Origin of the sequence: Actinomycetospora aeridis (genome assembly GCF_037400275.1) — a bacterium.
Lineage (GTDB): Bacteria > Actinomycetota > Actinomycetes > Mycobacteriales > Pseudonocardiaceae > Actinomycetospora > Actinomycetospora aeridis.
In genome coordinates this window covers 243,375-261,717 of record NZ_JBBEGL010000002.1, presented here as the reverse complement: position 1 = coordinate 261,717, position 18,343 = coordinate 243,375, and the positions used below count along the sequence as shown (strand labels likewise).

At 73.4% G+C, this 18,343-nt stretch carries 26 protein-coding genes; 6 read left to right on the top strand and 20 right to left on the bottom strand.

The annotated features are described in order from the left end of the window. Positions 1 to 41 precede the first annotated feature (41 nt). The 9 genes from WCD41_RS06575 to WCD41_RS06535 all read right to left on the bottom strand — a co-directional run bounded on the left by WCD41_RS06575 (position 42) and on the right by WCD41_RS06535 (position 4,678). Positions 42 to 260 carry a hypothetical protein gene (locus WCD41_RS06575; protein ID WP_337712598.1) on the bottom strand — a complete coding sequence of 73 codons (219 nt, stop codon included), beginning with the start codon at positions 258 to 260 and terminating at the stop codon, positions 42 to 44. Beyond that, a complete protein-coding gene (locus tag WCD41_RS06570) occupies positions 257 to 667 on the bottom strand; it encodes a WhiB family transcriptional regulator (RefSeq protein ID WP_337712597.1) in 411 nt (136 codons plus the stop codon). Before WCD41_RS06570 ends, WCD41_RS06575 begins: the two co-directional genes overlap by 4 nt. Before the next feature lie 151 nt (positions 668 to 818). After that, on the bottom strand, positions 819 to 1,262 hold the full coding sequence (locus WCD41_RS06565; protein WP_337712596.1) for a helix-turn-helix domain-containing protein: 444 nt from the start codon (positions 1,260 to 1,262) through the stop codon (positions 819 to 821). Further along, positions 1,259 to 2,071, bottom strand: a complete 813-nt coding sequence (locus tag WCD41_RS06560; RefSeq protein ID WP_337712595.1) for an ERF family protein — start codon at positions 2,069 to 2,071, stop codon at positions 1,259 to 1,261. The genes WCD41_RS06565 and WCD41_RS06560 overlap by 4 nt, the downstream gene beginning before the upstream one ends. Then, positions 2,071 to 2,649 (bottom strand): hypothetical protein, encoded by a 579-nt coding sequence (locus WCD41_RS06555; RefSeq protein ID WP_337712594.1) that lies wholly within the window; start codon positions 2,647 to 2,649, stop codon positions 2,071 to 2,073. The genes WCD41_RS06560 and WCD41_RS06555 overlap by 1 nt, the downstream gene beginning before the upstream one ends. A 25-nt stretch (positions 2,650 to 2,674) precedes the next feature. Continuing rightward, positions 2,675 to 2,842 carry a hypothetical protein gene (locus tag WCD41_RS06550; RefSeq protein ID WP_337712593.1) on the bottom strand — a complete coding sequence of 56 codons (168 nt, stop codon included), beginning with the start codon at positions 2,840 to 2,842 and terminating at the stop codon, positions 2,675 to 2,677. Then, entirely contained in the window at positions 2,839 to 3,891 is a 1,053-nt protein-coding gene (locus WCD41_RS06545; RefSeq protein ID WP_337712592.1) for a hypothetical protein, read from the bottom strand. The genes WCD41_RS06550 and WCD41_RS06545 overlap by 4 nt, the downstream gene beginning before the upstream one ends. Then, positions 3,888 to 4,439 carry a hypothetical protein gene (locus WCD41_RS06540; RefSeq protein ID WP_337712591.1) on the bottom strand — a complete coding sequence of 184 codons (552 nt, stop codon included), beginning with the start codon at positions 4,437 to 4,439 and terminating at the stop codon, positions 3,888 to 3,890. The genes WCD41_RS06545 and WCD41_RS06540 overlap by 4 nt, the downstream gene beginning before the upstream one ends. Further along, complete coding sequence (locus tag WCD41_RS06535; RefSeq protein ID WP_337712590.1) at positions 4,436 to 4,678, bottom strand: helix-turn-helix domain-containing protein; 243 nt, start codon at positions 4,676 to 4,678, stop codon at positions 4,436 to 4,438. Before WCD41_RS06535 ends, WCD41_RS06540 begins: the two co-directional genes overlap by 4 nt. Before the next feature lie 281 nt (positions 4,679 to 4,959). Between WCD41_RS06535 and WCD41_RS06530 the strand changes: the two genes are divergently transcribed. Continuing rightward, positions 4,960 to 5,415, top strand: a complete 456-nt coding sequence (locus WCD41_RS06530; protein WP_337712589.1) for a hypothetical protein — start codon at positions 4,960 to 4,962, stop codon at positions 5,413 to 5,415. A gap of 13 nt (positions 5,416 to 5,428) precedes the next feature. Here WCD41_RS06530 and WCD41_RS06525 read toward each other — a convergent pair whose 3' ends face one another. The 3 genes from WCD41_RS06525 to WCD41_RS06515 form a co-directional block, all read right to left on the bottom strand. Then, entirely contained in the window at positions 5,429 to 5,773 is a 345-nt protein-coding gene (locus tag WCD41_RS06525) for a hypothetical protein (protein WP_337712588.1), read from the bottom strand. 225 nt (positions 5,774 to 5,998) lie between these two features. Beyond that, positions 5,999 to 6,532, bottom strand: a complete 534-nt coding sequence (locus tag WCD41_RS06520; RefSeq protein WP_337712587.1) for a GIY-YIG nuclease family protein — start codon at positions 6,530 to 6,532, stop codon at positions 5,999 to 6,001. Continuing rightward, the gene (locus tag WCD41_RS06515) at positions 6,529 to 6,756 is read right to left on the bottom strand and encodes a helix-turn-helix domain-containing protein (RefSeq protein ID WP_337712586.1); all 228 of its coding nucleotides are present in this window, start codon (positions 6,754 to 6,756) and stop codon (positions 6,529 to 6,531) included. Before WCD41_RS06515 ends, WCD41_RS06520 begins: the two co-directional genes overlap by 4 nt. 173 nt (positions 6,757 to 6,929) lie before the next feature. Here WCD41_RS06515 and WCD41_RS06510 point away from each other — a divergent pair, with 173 nt between their 5' ends. Then, on the top strand, positions 6,930 to 8,306 hold the full coding sequence (locus tag WCD41_RS06510; RefSeq protein WP_337712585.1) for an MFS transporter: 1,377 nt from the start codon (positions 6,930 to 6,932) through the stop codon (positions 8,304 to 8,306). A gap of 63 nt (positions 8,307 to 8,369) precedes the next feature. On the opposite strand, the gene WCD41_RS06505 is transcribed toward WCD41_RS06510, so the two are convergent. The 3 genes from WCD41_RS06505 to WCD41_RS06495 form a co-directional block, all read right to left on the bottom strand. Then, entirely contained in the window at positions 8,370 to 8,660 is a 291-nt protein-coding gene (locus WCD41_RS06505) for a hypothetical protein (RefSeq protein WP_337712584.1), read from the bottom strand. Positions 8,661 to 8,869: 209 nt separating this feature from the next. After that, positions 8,870 to 9,316 carry a hypothetical protein gene (locus WCD41_RS06500; protein WP_337712583.1) on the bottom strand — a complete coding sequence of 149 codons (447 nt, stop codon included), beginning with the start codon at positions 9,314 to 9,316 and terminating at the stop codon, positions 8,870 to 8,872. Positions 9,317 to 9,462: 146 nt separating this feature from the next. Further along, a complete protein-coding gene (locus WCD41_RS06495) occupies positions 9,463 to 9,822 on the bottom strand; it encodes a hypothetical protein (RefSeq protein ID WP_337712582.1) in 360 nt (119 codons plus the stop codon). 438 nt (positions 9,823 to 10,260) lie between these two features. Here WCD41_RS06495 and WCD41_RS06490 point away from each other — a divergent pair, with 438 nt between their 5' ends. Then, complete coding sequence (locus WCD41_RS06490) at positions 10,261 to 11,139, top strand: acyl-CoA thioesterase (protein ID WP_337712581.1); 879 nt, start codon at positions 10,261 to 10,263, stop codon at positions 11,137 to 11,139. Here the strand turns inward: WCD41_RS06490 and WCD41_RS06485 are convergent. From WCD41_RS06485 to WCD41_RS06470, 4 genes are read right to left on the bottom strand one after another with little or no spacing between them, the layout of a single operon-like run. Further along, positions 11,117 to 11,572, bottom strand: a complete 456-nt coding sequence (locus WCD41_RS06485) for an NUDIX domain-containing protein (protein ID WP_337712580.1) — start codon at positions 11,570 to 11,572, stop codon at positions 11,117 to 11,119. The two genes, WCD41_RS06490 and WCD41_RS06485, sit on opposite strands and share 23 nt — an antisense overlap. A 21-nt stretch (positions 11,573 to 11,593) precedes the next feature. Continuing rightward, positions 11,594 to 13,138, bottom strand: a complete 1,545-nt coding sequence (locus WCD41_RS06480) for a flavin-containing monooxygenase (RefSeq protein WP_337712579.1) — start codon at positions 13,136 to 13,138, stop codon at positions 11,594 to 11,596. Continuing rightward, the gene (locus WCD41_RS06475; RefSeq protein ID WP_337712578.1) at positions 13,125 to 14,105 is read right to left on the bottom strand and encodes an alpha/beta fold hydrolase; all 981 of its coding nucleotides are present in this window, start codon (positions 14,103 to 14,105) and stop codon (positions 13,125 to 13,127) included. Before WCD41_RS06475 ends, WCD41_RS06480 begins: the two co-directional genes overlap by 14 nt. A 26-nt stretch (positions 14,106 to 14,131) precedes the next feature. Next, a complete protein-coding gene (locus WCD41_RS06470) occupies positions 14,132 to 15,046 on the bottom strand; it encodes an AurF N-oxygenase family protein (RefSeq protein WP_337712577.1) in 915 nt (304 codons plus the stop codon). 107 nt (positions 15,047 to 15,153) lie between these two features. On the opposite strand from WCD41_RS06470, the gene WCD41_RS06465 reads away from it, so the two are divergent. From WCD41_RS06465 to WCD41_RS06455, 3 genes are read left to right on the top strand one after another with little or no spacing between them, the layout of a single operon-like run. Beyond that, positions 15,154 to 15,915, top strand: a complete 762-nt coding sequence (locus WCD41_RS06465) for a TetR/AcrR family transcriptional regulator (protein WP_337712576.1) — start codon at positions 15,154 to 15,156, stop codon at positions 15,913 to 15,915. Further along, positions 15,912 to 16,271 carry a DUF4873 domain-containing protein gene (locus WCD41_RS06460; protein ID WP_337712575.1) on the top strand — a complete coding sequence of 120 codons (360 nt, stop codon included), beginning with the start codon at positions 15,912 to 15,914 and terminating at the stop codon, positions 16,269 to 16,271. Before WCD41_RS06465 ends, WCD41_RS06460 begins: the two co-directional genes overlap by 4 nt. Next, entirely contained in the window at positions 16,271 to 16,816 is a 546-nt protein-coding gene (locus WCD41_RS06455) for a hypothetical protein (RefSeq protein WP_337712574.1), read from the top strand. The genes WCD41_RS06460 and WCD41_RS06455 overlap by 1 nt, the downstream gene beginning before the upstream one ends. Before the next feature lie 41 nt (positions 16,817 to 16,857). Here the strand turns inward: WCD41_RS06455 and WCD41_RS06450 are convergent, their stop codons facing one another. Beyond that, positions 16,858 to 18,339: an FAD-dependent oxidoreductase gene (locus WCD41_RS06450; RefSeq protein WP_337712573.1), complete on the bottom strand. Its 1,482-nt coding sequence runs from the start codon at positions 18,337 to 18,339 to the stop codon at positions 16,858 to 16,860. Positions 18,340 to 18,343: the final 4 nt, after the last annotated feature.

Sequence of the window (18,343 nt, the reverse complement as noted above, 5' to 3'; positions counted from 1 at the left end):
GTGGTGCGGGGGAGCGCGCCGCCGGGCCCTCGGGGTGTGGGTCAGGCGGCGCCGACCTCGCGGTCGGCGATCGGGTCGAGGTACTGCGCGCGACGACGCGGGGAGGCCATCGCCATGGCGGTCGGGCCCTGGTCGTTCCACCGCGGGTCGACCGGCGGTGGGGAGTAGCGGCGCGCCTCCCAGAGGTAGCGCTCGTAGTCGGAGCGAGCCTCGCGGGTGTGGTCGTCGGGCTGGCCCGGGACGGCGTCCGGCCAGCTCACGCCGACCGCCGAGCCGCTGCGGCTTCCATGCGCCTGCGGGTGGCGAGCACGTGGTTGCCAGCGGTGACCCGCTCCACGACGTCGCTGAGCGTGGCCCGCCCCTGCTCGATGTCCTCGCCGAGCCGGGCCCGCTGGTTGCGGCTGGTCCCGCCCCAGTACCCGTACTTCTCCGGCGCGGTCAGCGCCCACGTCAGGCACGCGTCCTGGCGGGGGCAGCGCCCGCAGAGCGCCCGGGCGGCGTTGACCTTCGCCATGTCCCCGAGCTCGGGGAAGAACGCGTCCGGGTCGGTGGTGGCGCACGTCTCGGTGCCGTCGATCCAGGGCAGCGCCCACGGGCGTTCGACACGCCGCCCACGCTCGTGCGGATCGTCGGGGTTGACGGTGCCGAATAGCATGGAGTTCTGCATCTGATGTCCTTGCCGGGAAGTCGATGTGGTCGGAAGGGCCGGACCGTGGGCAAGCGGTTCGGCCCTTCGTCTGTCTGGCGGAGGCTACTGCGTCTCTGTGCGTGCACAACGCACAGGCCCTGAGCGGCGGGCTCGGTCGCCGAATGGTCGGTCAGCCGGTCGCGGTGCCGGCGAGGCGCCGGATGGCGTCGAGGGCCTGCAGGCGCGCCGTCTCCGGCATCCCGGCCACCGGCAGCCCGCCGCGGATCGCGGAGGCCAGATGCGCGGCGTCGTGGTCGTCGGCCCGCAGCGTCACCGTCCCGATCGACGGGTCGTGCTGCGGGTGGCACGGCCGCGGGTCCGGGGGTAGCGACGGCATGCCGACGAGCACCACGCCGGGCACAGTGACCAGGCCCCGGCACAGGCCCTCTCGGACGGCGCTGGCCCGGTTCGTCACCCCCAGCTTGCGCAGGACCCGCACGAGGTGGCTCTTGACGGTGTCCTCGGACAGGTAGAGCCGCTTGCCGATCTCGCCGTTGGTCAGGCCGTCGACGACGCCGACGAGGACCTCGAGCTCCCGGTCGGTGAGCTCGCGGGTGGTGATGGTGGCGGTCATGCGTTGGCTCCGACCGCGGCGAGGGCCTGGTCCGAGTCCTGACGGGGCCCGTGGCCGTGCTTCGCCCAGTAGCCGCCGACGTAGGCGCAGAGGTCGTCGAGGGTCAGCTTCTCGCCCTCGCCGATACCCATCGCCTCGCGGTCGTCGGCCGGGACGTGGGACGTGGCGTCAAGCTCGCCGTCACCGTGCTCGGCGACCTTCCCCACGACCCACTCGACCTTCTTCTCGGTGTCCGCCGAGAGGAGACGTCGAGTGGCCTCGGCGACCGCCTCGGCGACGTCCCGCGCGGGCTCGCTCGGCTGCGAGCGGTTCGCCGTGTGCCCGTTCGTGTGCCCGTTCGATCCGCCGCCGGTCTGGCCTCCGTTGCCCCGGCTGGTGTGCCCGCACTGCGCGGCGGCGCCGTCGTCGTCCTCGCCGCCCGGGGCGATGCCGGTCACCGAACAGAGCGCGTACCGGCGGGCGTACGTGATGTGCGAGCCCACCTGCTGGGGCGGCGTCCGGGTCGGGTCGGGCAGCGGGTAAGCGCCGATGTCCTCCTCGCCGCTGGCGTGCCGCAGGCGGTACTCCAGCACGAAGCTCCCGGCCTCGTTGACAGTCGGCTTCGTTGACCACGACAGGCCGAAGCGGCCCAGCATCGGCAGCGCGATCGCCGAGATGTCCGCCAGGTCGGCGTAGTCGTACCTGTAGCCCTGCTTGCCGTCCTTGCCGGGGATGACCCCGACGTTGTCCTTCTCGACGCGCGGGAGCGCCTCCTGGAAGGCGGCGAGCGCTGCGGCGAGAGTGTCCGGCTTGCTCGTGCTGGCGGCCATCACGCCACCTGGCCGGCGTCGACGCTGGCGGCGGGCAGCGCGCGGAGCGGGTCCACCGTCCCGGCCGCCACGAGCTCGCGATAGCGGTCGAGGCTGTCGCGCTCGTGGCGAACCATGGCGTGGCCGCGCTTCATCCGGACCGCGACCTCGGGGATCGGCTCGCCGCTGTCGGCGGCCAGCTTGAGGGCCTCGGCGCGGGCCCAGTCGGCGGCGGTGCGCCGGGGCGGGGTGAGCAGCTCGGGGGCGTGCTCGGCGAGCACCGCCACCGCCGTGCCGATCGTCTCCGGGCGCACGGTGCGGGTCCAGTCGATGGCCTCGGGGTGCTCGTGGGCGATGTAGTCGAGCAGGGCCTCCTCGTCGTCGACCTCCGCTACGGCCTGCGGGTCGGTGATCGAGACGGTCCCGAGCTTCGCGTTGGTGCGTGGGTCGCGGATGGTCATCCGGTCGCCCTGCGTGAGGTAGTCGGTGGCGATGCGGTCGCGGGCCTCGGTCTCGGCGGTCTTCGCGGCCTTCGCGTAGGCCGAGACGGCGTCGACGACGAGCAGGGCGTCGGCGAGAGGAACGGGCGTGTCGGGCATGGTGGTCTCCTGGTCGGGGCGCGGGTCAGTAGGTGGGGCGGATCGGCCGGCAGCCCTGGCCGCCGCAGAGCGGGCAGTTGTGCGGGCAGACGTCGTCGTAGCCGCCGCCGTGGCCCTCCCAGAGGTGGCGGAGGGTGCGCTGGCCGGGGGTCTCGTCGTCCCCGGGGCGCCAGGGGATGTCGGCGGCGCTCACGACTCGCCGCCAGGGAGGTCGAGCACGCGAGCGGGGAGCGCAGGGACCGTCTCTGCGCCGTCACAGCGCCAGCCGCCACACGAGCCGCCCAGAACGAACCGCTCGCACAGGTCGCGCACGTCGTCGCGCACGACTGCCCCCACCGGCAGCGCGCCGAGCTGCTGTTGGCTCGTGACCTCGTCCCCGACCGACAGGGAGGCGGGCGGGACGGGGGCGCACGTAGTGCGTTCCATCGTCAACGTCAGGAGGAACGGCGACCGGAGCGCGTTCAGTGGCTCGCCGCAGCACGCTGTGTCATGCACCCAGTCCCCCGCCTCGCTCACAGCTAGGCGGTGCGTTACGGCCTCCGGGCTTGGGCTGGTGGCGTCCGAGAGGGCGACCTTCACCCCGCGAACGGCGGCACGAAGCTGCTCTCGCACCTGTCCGCCGTCGCTGACGACGCACCCGCTGCGCAGCTCCCCGTCGGGGATCACGCGTGTGGCCGCGAGCGCGGCGAGGACGAGGGTCCCGTAGGCGTCTCTCCTCCCGGCCTCGCCCTCGGCCGGCGGGGCGGCGGGGGCGTCGAAGCGCCCGCGGTCACCGAACGAGCCACGCGTCCACATCGGTCGGGCGTGCGGCGGCACTGTCGCCATACGCTCCTGAGCACGACGGAACTCGTCGGTGATCCACTGTCCCGGCTTCTCGTCCTCCGAACCGTCCTCCTCGCCCGCGACCTCGACCGCAGGTCCCGCACAGCGATGGGCGTCGAGGGCGAGGGCAGCTCGCGCGACACGAGTGGCGATCGAGAGGGTGATCACAGCCTCGCCGCCCTCTATCTGATCGGTGACGTACCTCAGGTCCTCGCGCAGCCCGGCGAGGTCTCCGGGTCCCGTGGCCTCGCCCCCGGCGGTCGCGCGGGCGTGATCGCGGTACCCGATCGCGGCCTCGATGTCGTCGTGTAGTCCGGCGCGGATACGCGACGACGCGGGACCTTCGATGCGGTCGACGATCCAGGTGGCGAGGTCGTCGGGAGACAGCTCTGCGGCCTCACGCGGGGTCGACTTGGTCACGACGCCACCGCAGTCTCTCGCGCCAGCGCGGACACCAGCGCCGCGGCGACGGCACGGTCAGCGTCGGTCCCGGACAGCAGCAGGTGCGCCGCAGCCGGGTCGGTCAGCCCCACCTGGTGCAGCTCCCACAGCGCCCGGGCGTGCCGGACCTCGTCGGCGAGGAAGCGCTGCGGGGTCAGCGACTCCCGGGCCCCGATCGGTGTCTGCGCCTCGGTGAGGTAGCCCAGCCGCCACCACGTCAGTGCCGTGGCGGGGGTGATCCCGGCGTCGCGGGCGAGGTCGTGGATCGTCCACGCGGGGACGTCGACGGCGACCGGCTGCGAGCCCTCAGCGCGCCGCTCGTCGGCCGCGGTGACCTCGTCGGCGAGGCACGCCGCCCCGACCACGGTCTCCGTCCACTGCCCGGACAGGGCGTCGACCCACCCGACGGTCGCAACCGGGTGGCAGCGCTCGGTGGCGCAGGCGCCGCAGACGGCGTCGAGCAGCTGCGGGGACGGCGCCTGGTGGAACACGTCGACGCCGTGGGGGAGCGGGGGCAGGGCGCTCACGACGACGCCCCGGCCGTGCTCGCGCCGGCCTGCTGGCCGCGCGGGTCCCCGGGCGGGTACTGCCGGTTCCCGTCCAGGAACGCCTGGAACCGCTCGGTGGGCACGAGCCGGGTCGGCCGGTTGCCCTCGGCGGACAGCGTCGGCAGCCTCGACGGGTCGCCGAACGCCCAGTCGTTGATGAGGCGCTGCACGCCCGAGCGCGCCACGCCGAGCAGCTCGGCCATATCGGTGACCGACAAGGCTGCCTGGTGTTTCCAGTTCATCCCGCTCCCCTCAGGGCTGTGTGAGTGCGCGCACCGCGCGGGTAACGATCGGGCCTGCCGTCTCGTCGAGAGTGCGCTGTGCGTGCACAACACACTAGCGCACACCGGGGCCAAAGGAAACCAAAGAGGGCCACGCAGGGCGGGTGTCGGTGTGTTGACACCGCCGTCCGGGCGGTACGTTGTGTGCGCGCCGGTGCACAGCACGGACGTGTGGGGGGCCTTGTGGACGACTCGCGAGTGAGTGAGGGTGGCACCCTGTGACCAGCGGCGAGACGGTGCGCGACATCGTCGAAGAGCGCCAGCGCGTGCTGGGCGAGCTCGCCGCTGACCAGCTGGGCAGGCCCCCCCAGCCGATGCCCGTGGTCGAAATATCGAGGCGGATCAAGGAGCGCGGCGGCTCGGTCGCCCACACCACCATCCTGCGCTGGATGTCCGGGCACGCCGGCCGCGCCAAGGGTCCCCAGCTGTGGGCGTTCGCCTCCGCCACCGCCGCCCACGACCAGACCGCAGACCAGATCTACGCGAGGATCCGTGCGGCTATGGGCGCACCCGGAGGCGGGGAACGCCGAGCACTACCCGAAGACGTCCTCGACGGCCTCACCCGCGAGGACTGGCTGATGGTGGAGCAGCTCGCCCGCCACCTGGCCCGCCGCAACGTCACCCCCGACGACATCGCCGAACGCGACGAGACCCCTGGCGGCGGACAGCAGTAGCTCGGGCAGTCGGTCAGACGCCGCCGTTCAGCCGGCGCAGTCGCTGCGACATCGCGTGCAGCGCGTGCGCGACGCCGTCGAGCTCGTCGGCGCTCCAGTCGACCGACTCCAGGCCCAGGCCGATCCGAGCCCGCGCTTCGCCCGCCACCCGCGCCCCGGTCACCGAGTCGATCTGGTCGATTTGCTCGAGCGACCACGTGAAGGTGGGCGTGTGCACGCCGTCGTCGTGGTGCGGGGTGAGCTGGTCAGGAATCTCCCGATGCCAGACCTCGGTGAGCCCGACCTCGCACAGGTCGGGGGAGCAGTCCAGCGGGTGCTCGACGGGCGCGGCTCGGTAGTCGGGTGGTCGGCCGGTCACGTGGTGACAGGGCTCCTCTCCGGCGGGGCGCAGTGCAGGGTCTACGCGGTCCGCGAAGCGGGGGCCCGGTGGCTGGGCGGGGGAAGCGCTCGGCGTCGGGCTCGGGTGGCTGGTCAACGAACGAACGGGTGGCTCCGGTGCGGCGACAGGGTCACGCTCACGCAGCGGCGTCACTCGTTCCGCTGAGTAGCCCCTAGGACCCTACGCATACGGACCGGTAGCTCACTACCGCATCCGTCGTATCCGACTAGGACTGCGCCGAGCGGACAGATCAGACGGAGGTCGCAGTGCGAGCTCGTAGGGGTGCAGGCGCGAGCCCCGGGGCGTCACCAGGACGGCGAGGTGGGCCGGGCGGGTTCGGGGCTCGGCGTCGCGGCTCCGGTTGTACGGCGGCGCGTACCAGTCGATCAGCGCGGTCTCCTGGATCAGCGCCAGCGTGCGCAGGCTGAACCACTTCACGACCACGGCCGCCGCGTCGGGCGCGAACGGCGAGCCGAGGTGCTCGACGAGCCGCTGGTCGGGCACCGCGCTGACACCGACGTAGAGCGGCGAGGCCGCGGCGTCGAGGAAGAGGTACAGCGCCGTCCATCTCAGGTCCGAGCGCCAGGCACCCTCGTCCGCTTCAGCGATGCCGAGCGGGAGCAGCGGCTCGTCGGAGGTCGAGTCGATGACGAGGATCGGCGGTCGGTCGACCCCGTCGCAGGCAGACGCTCCACGCTGGGCGGCGATCCACACGACGAGCGCTTCGGTGGAGGTCACGAGCTGGCGTCGGACGTGGCCGCTCGAGCAAGCTTCGCGCCGGCCAGGGTCGGCTCGAACACCTCGGACATGACCGACTTCGGCACGAGGATGGCTCGACCGGCGTTGCGGTAGGGCAGCTCACCGGAAGCGATCATCGTCCGGATGCGCCGGACGCTGAGGCCGGTGGCCTCCGCGACCTCAGCGGTCGTTAACAGCGCCGGGTACTTCTCGAGGTCGAGCATCGCGACGACTCCCTCTGTCGATGTCTGTGCGTCTGTGCGATACCTGCGCACAGCACCGAACCACGGGCGACACCTACTCGACAAGAGCGAGCGCGCACGAAGCGCGCGAGGCGCGATTCACTAGGGAACGAGCGCGCAGGCACGTGGGGCGAAACGCACGTCGGGGTGCGGTTGTGCGCGAGAGTGCATGGGCCGCGCACAACTGGGGCTTCTTCACGCTGCTCGCGTACTCGCCGTACTCCATGGGCGGGCTGGACGAGCTGCAGCTCGGCGGGGTCTTCACCGCGTGGGGTGTCCTCGTCGCGATCTTCGCGGTGTTCGTGGCCCCGGCGCTCGAGCGGCGCTTCGGCACCGTGCGGGTGCTGTACTTCGTGCTCGGGCTGCTCGCCGTCGACCTCGCGGTGATCGCGTTCTGGAACGACAGCCCCGGCGTCGTCATCGGCGCCGTGATCGTCGCGGGCGCGATGATCGGGCTCAACAACACCCTGGTCACCCAGGCCGTCATGTCCGTCGCGCCGGTGGAGCGGCCGGTCGCGTCGGCGTCGTACAGCTTCGTGCGCTTCCTCGGCGGCGGGCTCGCCCCGTGGGTCGCCGGGCTCCTCGCCGAGGCGTTCCTGCCGGACACGCCGTTCTGGGTCGGCGCGGGCGTCGTCGCCGTCGGCATCCTGATCCTCGCGACCGCCCACCGGCTGCTGCGCCGCGTGGAGACCGGGGAGGTGGCGGTCTCCGAGGAGCCGTCCGGAGAGCCGTCCGGGGAGCCGTCCGACGAGCCGCCGTCGCGCCCCGTCCTGGTGGCGGTCGACGGGGCGACCCACGCTCCGGCGGTCGCGGCGGCCGGCGGCCGGCTCGCGACGCTGCTGGACGCCCCGCTCGTGGTCGTGCACGTGCCAGAGAGCGCGGTGGTCGACGCCGCGGCCGCCTCGGACGCCGACGGCGGGCCGGGCCTCGAGGCGTCGGTCGCGGCGGCGCGCGAGGCCGTCGGCGGTGCCGTGTCGGTCGAGACGCTCGCGCCGGCCGGGAGTCACGACGTCGGCGGCGAGCTCGTCGCGGTGGTCCGGCGCCACCACGCCCGCGCCGTCGTCGTCGGCCCGCCGCGGGGCGGGGCGCTCGCGGCCCTGGCCGCGCCGAGCGCCGACCGCACCCTCTGGACCGACGGGCCCTGCCCGGTCGTCGTGGTGCCCGACGGCGCCGAGCTCGGTGATCGACGTGGCGATACGGACACTGGACGTCAGCGGCGCCACGCCGCTGACACGGCCGGACCGTCGGTGCGGGGGATCGTGCGCGACGGGGAGGGGCGGCCGCGCCGGGCCGTCGTCACCCTCATCGACCCCGACGGCCACCAGCTCGGGCGCGCCGAGGCGGGGGCCGACGGGGACTACCGGCTCGAGCTGGGCGCGACACGGGGCGGGACCGGCCTCCTGCTCGCCCGGGGCCGCGACGACGTCCACGGGCACGCCGAGCCCACCGTCGTCCCGGTCGCCCTCGACGGCGAGGTCGTGCACGACGTCGTGCTGAGCGCGACCGCCGCCGCGGTGCCCGCCGGGCGCTGACCCCGGACACACGAACGGGCCCGGTCCACCGTGCGGTGGACCGGGCCCGTCGTCGTGGCGACCTCAGATCTGGATCGGCACGTTCGACAGGTCGGGCAGCGAGCCGAGGATGTCGCCCAGCGGCGGCAGCTCGGGCAGCGCCGGTGCGTCCGGCACGGGCAGCTCGACGCCGTTGAGGGTGTTGCCCTGGCCGTTGCCCTCACCGACGGTGCTGCAGCGCTCGACGCCGTAGTCGCCGTGCTCCGAGTCGAGGTTGCAGTCGCCGCCGGACGACTCGTGGGCGGAGGCGAGCGGCGCGGCGGACACGAGGACGGCGGAGACGCCGACCGTGACGAGGCCCAGCTTCTTCAGCACGAGGTACTCCAGAGATGTCGGGGGATGAGTGACGCAGTGCCGCCGGGAACGCGAGGAGCGCGGCACGACGCCTCGAACGGCCCAACGAGCTTGTGGTGTTCTTGTGATCCGGTGCGGGCCGATCGCCCCCGATCGGGCGATCTACCTGCGAAAACACGTCGGCCCGGCCACCGATCGGATGGCCGGGCCGAGGTGGGTGGAGCTGTGGCTCAGAGCGCCAGGTCCTGCCCGGCGAGCGCCGCGGCCGGGTTGTCGGCGGCGTCCGTGCCGGCACCCTCACCGGCACCGTCGCCGGCGTCGGAGGCCGTGACGGCCTCCTCGTCCTCGTCGTCGTCGCCCAGCAGGCTGACCGAGAGGGTGTTGCCGCTGAGGTTGTCGTTGAGGATGTCGCTGCAGACGATGTTGCCGATGTTGGAGCCGACCGGCGCCTGCGCCAGCGCGCCGGCGGCGGCGTCGCCACCGATGCCGCCGTTGGCGACGGCGTTGCCGCCGTTGATGTTGCAGTCGTCGCCGCCGTGCTTCTTCTTGCCGTGGTGGTCACCGTGGCTGTGCTTGTGGTCGCTGTCGTGCGGGGCCTCGCCGGCCGACGCGAGCGGCGCCGCCGCGAGCAGACCTGCCGTGATGCCCACGGTGACCATGCCGACCTTCTTGAACACGCGCTTCTCCCAGAGGGTGAGTCAGTACTGCTGTGTGTCGGTGCGAGGCGGCCGCATCGGGGACGGTTCGGCCGCCGGGAGCGGGCCACCGCGTGGCGGCCCGCTCCCAGCCCGTCGTGCCGGTTCCCCGGTCACGACGAGGGGTCTCAGGAGACCTCGGGCTCCGGCGTCGCCGTGCCGGGGAGGCCCAGGTCGGGGATCTCGATGGGCAGGTCGAGGCCGTCGCCGATCGAGACGTCGACCGCGTTGCCGCTGAGGTTGTCGTTCAGCACCTGGCTGCAGACGAGGTTGAGCGCGTTCGCGCCCACCGGGGCCTGCGCGAGGGCGTCGGCGAGGGCGTCGCCCTCGACGCCGCCGTTGGCCTCGGCGTTGCCGCCGTTGATGTTGCAGGAGCCGGAGCTCTTGTGCTCGTGGCCGTGGCCACCCTCGGTGGCGGAGGCGAACGGTGCGGCGACCATGAGCCCGGCGGCCACGCCGACGGTCACGACACCCAGCTTCTTGATCACATGAACTCCTCGAAGAACCTTGTCGGGGGAGCGGGACCACCGGATGGGTCCGCCCGCTGCGGCGGGCACGGACTGCGGACGGTGTGTCCCCGAGCGGCCACCGCCCCGGGCTTGATCGGCCCTGGGGGTGACGTCGCAGGTCTCAACGAGGCGGTCACGGGCCGGTTACGCAGAGAATTCAAACGGCCGGATTTGGTGACACTGAGTGCTCACAGAGCCGGTCGTGGCCGCCGATTCCGTGCCCCGAACGGGGCGCTTCTCCGCCCCGGACGGCCCAGTGGGTGCTCCGGGCGTCGACGAGGGTGCCGATCATGACCCTCGAACGGGGGGCGCGATGTAGCGACGGCCACGCTCGCGGCGGGTGACGTCCGCCCGGACGCGCGTTGGGCCGGACGTGCGCGACGATGTCCGGCGTTCCGGGCCAGGAGAGGACGCGACATGGGGCAGGCGCTGCGGGAGCTCGTCGACGACGTGCTCGACCTCGAGCGCATCGAGCGCGACATCTTCCGAGGTCGCAGCCCTCGGGAGTCGCTGCTGCGGGTCTTCGGCGGCCAGGTGGCCGGGCAGGCGATGGTCGCGGCCGGGCGCACCGTCGACGAGGACCGCGACGTGCACTCCCTCCACGGGTACTTCCTGCGCCCCGGCGACCCGTTCGCCCCGATCGTGTACGAGGTGGACCGCACCCGCGACGGGCGTTCCTTCACCACGCGCCGCGTCACGGCGGTCCAGCACGGCGAGACGATCTTCACGATGTCCGCGTCGTTCCAACGGGACGAGCAGGGCGTCGAGCACCAGGCGCCGATGCCCGCGACGCCCGGCCCCGACGGGCTGCAGCGCCGCGACATGGCCCCGGTCCCGGGCGACCGGCCCGCGTACACGACGACGGGGCGGCGGCTGACGTGGCCGCTGGACGTCCGCTACGTCGACCACTCGCCCTGGGACGAGACCGAGGACCGCGACCCCAGCAACCGCGTGTGGGTCCGGGCCGACGGCGAGCTGCCCGACCCCTCGTCGGCCGCCGGACGGCTGCTGCACGTCTGCGTCCTCACCTACGCCAGCGACCTCACGCTGCTCGAGGCGGCGGTGTTCCCGCACGTCGTCGGCGGCGCGGCGTCCGGCGAGGTCAGCCTCGCGAGCCTCGACCACGCCGTCTGGTTCCACCGCCCGTTCCGTGCCGACGAGTGGCTGCTCTACGTCCAGGAGTCGCCGAGCGCCGGCGGCGGGCGGGGCCTCGCGAGCGGGCGCTTCTACACGCGCGACGGCGTGCTCGTCGCCAGCGTCGTGCAGGAGGGGCTCATCCGCCGCAGCCGGGGATGAGGCCGTGCTCGAGGTACGGGCCGGCGCCGGCGGCGGTGCTGCCCACGCGTCGGGCCAGCGGCGGGGGCAGGTGCTCGGCGAGGTCGCCGGTCGCCACCCAGGCCCAGCGGTCGAGCTCCTCGGCCTGCAGGACGATGCGGTGCTCGTCGTCGCCGAGCGTGCCGCCGTCGAAGAGGAAGAGGAGCTTGTCCCAGCCGTCGCCGTGGGTCCAGTCGACCGACAGCAGCGGCCCCGTGGCGCGGTCGAGCCCGAGCTCCTCGGCGATCTCGCGGCGGCACGCGACGGCCGGCGACTCGCCGGTCTCGACCATCCCGCCCGGGACGTCCCAGCCGGGCTTGTAGACGGGGTGCACGAGCAGCACCCGCCCCGCACCGTCGCGGAACACCGCCCCGGCGGCGACGAGCGGGCGGGCGAGGTCCGGCGGCAGCTCCACGCCCCCCGACCCTAGGGGTGATCAGGCCACGGGGACGGGGGTGCGGTCGCGGGTCTCCTCGGCGGCCTCGCTCACCTCGGCCGCGTCGGCCGCGCGCCCGAAGAACTCGAAGTCGGTCGGGTCGAAGCGCCGGGTCTCCCACCAGTACCGGACCGTGAAGCCCGGCCAGATCGTCCGGTTGACCCCCGCCGAGTCGAGGTACCAGCTCGTGCACCCGCCGCGCGTCCAGATCCCCTTCTCGAGGCGGCGCTGCACGGCGGCGTTGGAGCGCTGCTGCACCTCGGCGCGCACGTCGAGCCCGCCCATCCCGGTGGCGTGCACCGCCGAGATCGCCTGCGCGACGTAGCGCGCCTGGCATTCGATCATGAAGACGACGGAGTTGTGCGCGAGGCCGGTGTTGGGTCCGAGGAGGAAGAACAGGTTGGGGAAGTCGGTGACCGTGATCCCCAGGTGCGTCGCCATCCCCCCGGCGGCCCAGACCTCGCGCAGCGTCCGCCCGCCGCGTCCGGTGATCTCGAGGCCGTCGAAGGCGTCCGTGACGTGGAAGCCGGTGCCGTAGATGATCACGTCGACGTCCCGCTCGGTGCCGTCGCCGTCGACGATCGACGAGCCCCGCACCTCGCGCACCCCACCCGTGATCACGTCGACGTCGGGGCGGGCGAGCGCGGGGTAGTAGTCGTTGGAGACGAGGACCCGCTTGCAGCCGATCGAGTAGTCGGGCGTCAGCTTGGCGACGAGCTCGGGGTCGTCGATCGACGCCTTGATGTGCTGGGTCGCGAGCCACTCGACGGGCCGCAGCAGCGCCGGGTTGGTCTGGAAGCCGACCGCCCGCGACTCGAGCGTGGCGTACATGGCCGCCCGGTACGCGCGGTGCGCCCGCGGGTGCCGGACGAAGAAGGTGCGCCGCCACGACGACAGCGGGTGGTCGCCCTTGGGCAGCACCCACGCCGGGGAGCGCTGGTAGAGCTGCACCTCCGCGGCGACCCCGGCGATCTGCGGCACGAACTGGATCGCGCTCGCCCCCGTGCCGATCACCGCGACCTTCTTGCCGCGCAGATCGACGTCGTGGTCCCAGCGCGCCGAGTGGAACGACTCACCGGCGAACGACGCGGCGCCGGGCAGGTCGGGCGTCTTCGGCAGGTGCAGCGCACCGAGTGCGGAGACGAGGAACCGCGCGGTCCAGTCGCGCCCGCCGCGGGTGTGGACGGTCCACGTCCGGCGCTCCTCGTCCCACGTCGCGCCGGTCATCTCCTGGCCGAAGCGGACGTGCCCGCGCAGGTCGTGGTCGTCGGCGACGCCCTCGAGGTAGGCGCGGATCTCGGGCTGCGGCGAGTACGACCGCGACCAGTCCGGGTTGGGGTCGGTCGAGAGCGAGTACATGTGCGACGGGATGTCGCACGCGCAGCCCGGGTAGGTGTTGTCGCGCCAGGTGCCGCCGAGCGCCTCGGCCTTCTCCAGCAGCACGACGTCGGTGATCCCCGCGCGGCGCAGCGCGAGCAGCTGCCCGAGCCCGGAGAAGCCGCTGCCGACGACGACCACCTCGTGCACGCGGTCAGACCCCGACACGGGCGCCCTCCTCCATCGTGATGACGTCCGTGACGGCCGCGGGCACGGCGAGCAGGCCCGCGACGTGGGCGGCGACCTCGTCGGCCCGCTCCAGATTGATCATGTGGCCGGCCCCGGGCAGCAGCACGAGGCGCGCGTCGGGCAGGGCCGACGCGATCGCCCGGGCGTGGCGCTGCGGGCAGAGGCGGTCGTGGTCGCCGACGAGGACGACGGTCGGCGTCCCCTCCAGGGCGGTCAGGGCACCGCGACGGCGGTGCTCGCCGATCGAGAGGCGGAACGCCGCGACGCTCGGCGGGTGGGCCGCGAGCGCCTGCTCGGCCACCGACAGCACGTCGGCGCGCCGCGGCCGGCGCCCGAACACCAGCGCCCGGACCACCCCGGAGATCGCCGACGCCCGGGCCCGCGGCCGTGCTTTCCCGGCACGTCCGACGTCGCCGATCTCCCCGGCGGGGGCGCGGTGGCCGAGTCGGGCCGTCAGTGGGATGAGCACGTGCTCGCCGCGGGCGACGAGACGGCCGCGCCGTCCCGGCAGACCGAGGTCGAGCATGTCCATGTCGTCGCTCGCGGTGGCGACGAAGGCGACGCCGACGACGCGCTCGGCGACCAGCGCCGGGTGCCGCTCGGCCAGCGCCATGAGCGACATGCCGCCCATCGAGTGGCCGGCGAGCACGATCGGCCCCTCGGGGACGCGCTCGCGCAGGAGGGCGGCGAGGTCGTCGGCGGCGGTGCCGATCGTGGCCGTGCCCTCGGGGGCGTTGTCCGACCCGCCGTGACCGCGGTGGTCGTAGCGCACGATCCGCGAGGTCACGCCGGTGCGACGCAGGTCGTCGACCACCCGGTCCCACGTCCGGAGGTCCTGCGACCACCCGTGCACCAGCACGAGCGTCGGCCCCGGTCCGTCTCCCGAGTCGGCGACCCTCAGCCGCGTGCCGTCGGGCGTGGTGAAGCGATCGACGCGTTCGGACACCACCGCGCTCCTCTCGATCCCGTGACTCAGTTCTCCCCCAGGAGGAACGACTTGCGCCACCAGGTCATGCCCGGACGGCCCACGAGCCCGGCCTCGTCGAGGAACGGCATGATCTTCTCGCCGGCCCAGCGGAACATCTCCCGGTGGTGGGGGTTGCCCAGTGCGGCGCGGCGGCCCACCGCGGGGTCGATACCGACCGACGCGTAGACCTTCGGGTTGATCAGGCTGCGCACCACGAACATCGAGATGTAGGCGATGATGAAGCGCTGGTAGGCCTTCTCGGCGCCGGAGAGCTCGGCCATCCCGCGGGTGACCTCGTCGCGGGCGAAGGAGACGTGGCGCGCCTCCTCCATGATGTGGATGCGGTTGACCTGGCGCATCAGCGGCTGGATGCGCTCGTCGTTCGCCTGCTCGCGCTGCAGCCGGTCGAGCACCTCCTCGGCGACGAGGATCGCGCCGTAGGCCGCCGGGCCCCAGCTGATCACCGAGAAGAGCTTGCCGAGCTGGCGGATCTTCTCCTGCGGCCCGTACGGCTCGACGCCCGCGGTGTGCACCATGCGGGCGAACATCTGCGAGTGGCGGCACTCGTCGGCGACCTCGGTGAGCGCGTACTGCGCCCGCGGCGAGGTCGGGTCCTCGGCGTAGAAGTCCTTGAGCAGGCGCTGCATGAGCAGGACCTCGAACCACAGGCCGACCGAGGCGACGCTGCACGCCTCGTGCTTGCCGAGCTCGACGCGCTGCTCCGGCGTCATCTGCTCCCAGAGCTCGGTGCCGTAGAGCGACACCCGGTGCTCCGGCACCCAGATCCGGTCGGCGGGCAGGGGGGCGTCCCAGTCGATGTCGACCGACGGGTCGTACGACTTCTTCGCGGACGACTTGAGGAGACGTTCGGCCGTCGCATGACGGTCAGCAGTCCTGTGCTCCGTCGTGGGCGCGCTCATGGCTGGGGTCCTCCCGCTGGCCGCTACTGTGTCCCGTACACGAGGTAACCCGCACCTGGTGTACGTCTTACCGCTGGTAACTGTAACCAGTGGTAGCGTGCTGACCCGTGCCGGACGATGTCAAGCCGAACCGCCCCGGGAACGCCCCCTCGCGTGACGGGCGTCGCACCCGGTGGGAGAAGCACCGTGCGCAGCGCCGCGCGGAGTTCGTCGAGGCGGCGATGCGGGTCCTCGCCGACGTCGGCCCGGACTTCGGCATCGAGCAGGTGGCCGTCGAGGCGGGCGTCACCAAGCCGGTGCTCTACCGCCACTTCTCCGACAAGGCCGACCTCGTCGAGGCGATGGGCGAGCGGGCGACGGAGATCCTCCTCGACCGGCTGATCCCGGCGCTGAACAGCGAGGAGGCGCCCCTCCCGCGCATCCGCAAGTCGATCGACGCCTTCTTCGGGACGATCGACGACTACCCGAACCTCTACTGGGTGCTGGCCCGGCACACGCCGATCGACGGCCGCGGCTCCGACGTCGTCCGCGAGGACAAGGAGATCATCGCGACGGCGCTGTCGGCGATGCTCGGCGACTATCTACGCGCCTTCGGTCTCGACTCCGGGGCGGCCGAGCCGTGGGCGCACGGCGTCGTCGGCTTCGTCCAGAACACCGCGGAGTGGTGGCTCGACCGGCAGTCGATGAGCCGGGAGAGCGTCACCGAGTACCTGACGACGCTCGTGTGGGCGGCCATCGACGGCTTCGCCCGCCAGCACGGCGTCACGATCGACCCCAACATCCCGCTCGAGATCAACAAGGTGGTCCAGCTACGGGCGGGGGACAGCAGGACGAGTACCGATCGAGCAGTGAGGAGCCCGGAGCGATGACGCCAGCGGCAGCACCCGAGCACGACGGCACCCACGATCACGATCACGACGAGGACGGCTACGCCGGTCCCGCGACCCTCGAGGTCGACGGCACCGAGTACGCCGTCGCGGTCACCCTCGTCGGCCACTTCGAGCCCCTCGACGGCCGCTACCACTGGTACGGGCGCGTGGCGGCGCACGAGGAGCTGCACGCGGCCCTCGACGGCCGCAAGCGACCGGCCCGTGTCACCACCCCGGACGGTGCGGCGGACGGCGAGGTGTCCGACATCGACCCGTGGCTGCGCTACCGGCTCGCCGGCACCTCCACGCCGCCGTTCGCGGTGGAGTCGGCGGGCGAGCTCGAGGCGGCCGGCTGATGGCGCCCGCGAGCGACCGCGAGGTCGCGGAGCGCGAGGCCGCCGCGCACGGTCTCGACCTCGACACGGTCCTGGCCGTCGCCTCCCCCCAGCGCGCGGTCGACGTCGTCGGCGGGCTGATCGGCCCGACCGTGACGTTCGGCCCGGTGCCCGCGGGCCCCCACGACATGGCGTCCGCGTCGGCCACCGGCGCGGTGGGCCGCCTGACCGCCTGGCGCGACGGCCTGGCCCGGGTGGTGGTGTGCGTCCCGGTCGCGCTGGACCTCACCGTCGACATCGGCTCCCGGCGCATCCCGGCCGAGGTCGACCTGGTGGTGCGCGTCGGTCTCACCGGGCGCGCGGCGGCGGGCGCGGTCGAGATCGACGTCGACCCCGTGGGGCCCGAGGACATCGACGCCGACATCCGCACCCGCGGCGTGGGCGGGGTGTTCCTGCGCCGCCTGGGGGACCTGGACGCCGAGATCCGCCACCACGTCGGCCTCTACGTCTCCGCGGTACTGGCGACGCCCGAGGCCGTCGCCGAGTGCCGGATCGCGGTGGCCTGACCTATGTGAGCGAACTTTGGGCCTATAGGCCCAAAGTTCGCTCACATGGAGGTGAGGCGGCGCAGGAGGTTCGGGCGGCGGGGACGGGCGCCGACGACGCCGTTCTTGCCGTCCTCGATCAGCGAGCCCACGGTCTCGGCGGCGTCGCGGCGGTTGGTGCCGATGCCGCCGCCGGGGCCGCGCTTGACCCAGCCGACGACGTAGGTCCCCGGCCGCCCGTCCACGCGCCCCGCGGTGTTCGGCACGGTGCCGGTCTCCTCGTCGAACGGCAGCCCCGCCGTCGGTCGCCCGCGGTGCCCGATGGCCCGCACGACGAGGCCTGCCGGCAGGTCCACGCCGCCGGCGCGCACGGCGGTGACGCGGTCGTCGCCGACCAGCGCCTCGGTCGGCGCGTGGAAGCGCAGGACGATCCGGCGCCGGCCGTCCCCGGCAGGAGCGTCGGAGAGTCGCGGCACGTCGCGCAGCAGGGCGGCGTGGTCACCCGGGCCCGCGGCGTCGATCGCCGCGCCGACCCGCGGGTCGTGGTCGTCGACGACCAGCTGGAGGTCGTCGCGTCGCAGCAGCGCGAGCAGCTCGCCGCGGGTGTACGCGGCGTCCTCCGGGCCGCGGCGACCCAGCACCACGACCTCCCGGATCCGGCTCGCGCGCAGGCGTTCCAGGACCGCGGGGGCGATCGTGGTCCCGTCCAGGGTCGACGGGTCGGCGGCGAGGATCCGGGCGATGTCCAGCGCGACGTTGCCGGTGCCGATCACGACGGCGCGCTCCGCGTCGAGCGGCACGCTGTCCGCCGCGACCTCGGGATGGCCGTTGTACCAGCCGACGACGGTGGTCGAGGGCAGGTGACCGGCGAGCTCCTCGCCGGGCACGCCCAGGGGTCGCGCGGTCGGGGCGCCGACGGCGTAGACGACGGCGTCGTGGCGACGGGCCAGCTCCTCGGTGCCGACGTCCCGGCCGACCTCGACACCGAGACGCAGCGTCAGCCGGTGGTGGTCGAGGTAGCGGGCGAAGGTCTCGCCGATCCGCTTCGTGCCGGGGTGGTCCGGCGCGACGCCGAAGCGCACGAGGCCCCCGGCGACCGGCAGCCGGTCGTAGAGCGTCACCCGGGCCGTCGTGTGCAGCAGCAGGTCCTGCACGGCGTACATCCCGGCGGGCCCGCTCCCGACGACGGCGACGTCGAGGCGCGGGAAGTCCGCCGGCAGGACGCGGTCGAACGTCACCGGGCCCCAGTCGTGGAACAGCGGCGAGCCCTCGGCGCGGGCGGCGGGCTCGGTGCCCGCGAAGTACTCGGCGTTGATCGCCGGGTAGTCCGCCAGGGACCCGGTGAGCATCTCGACCGGCAGCACGGCGTCGACCGGGCACGCCTCCGCGCACGCCCCGCAGTCGATGCACGTCCGCGGGTCGACGTAGAGCATGTCCGTCGTCCCGAAGTCGGGCTCGTCGGGCGTCGGGTGGATGCAGTTGACCGGGCAGGCCGCCACGCACGAGGCGTCGGTGCAGCAGAGCTGCGTGATCGCGTACGGCATGGCT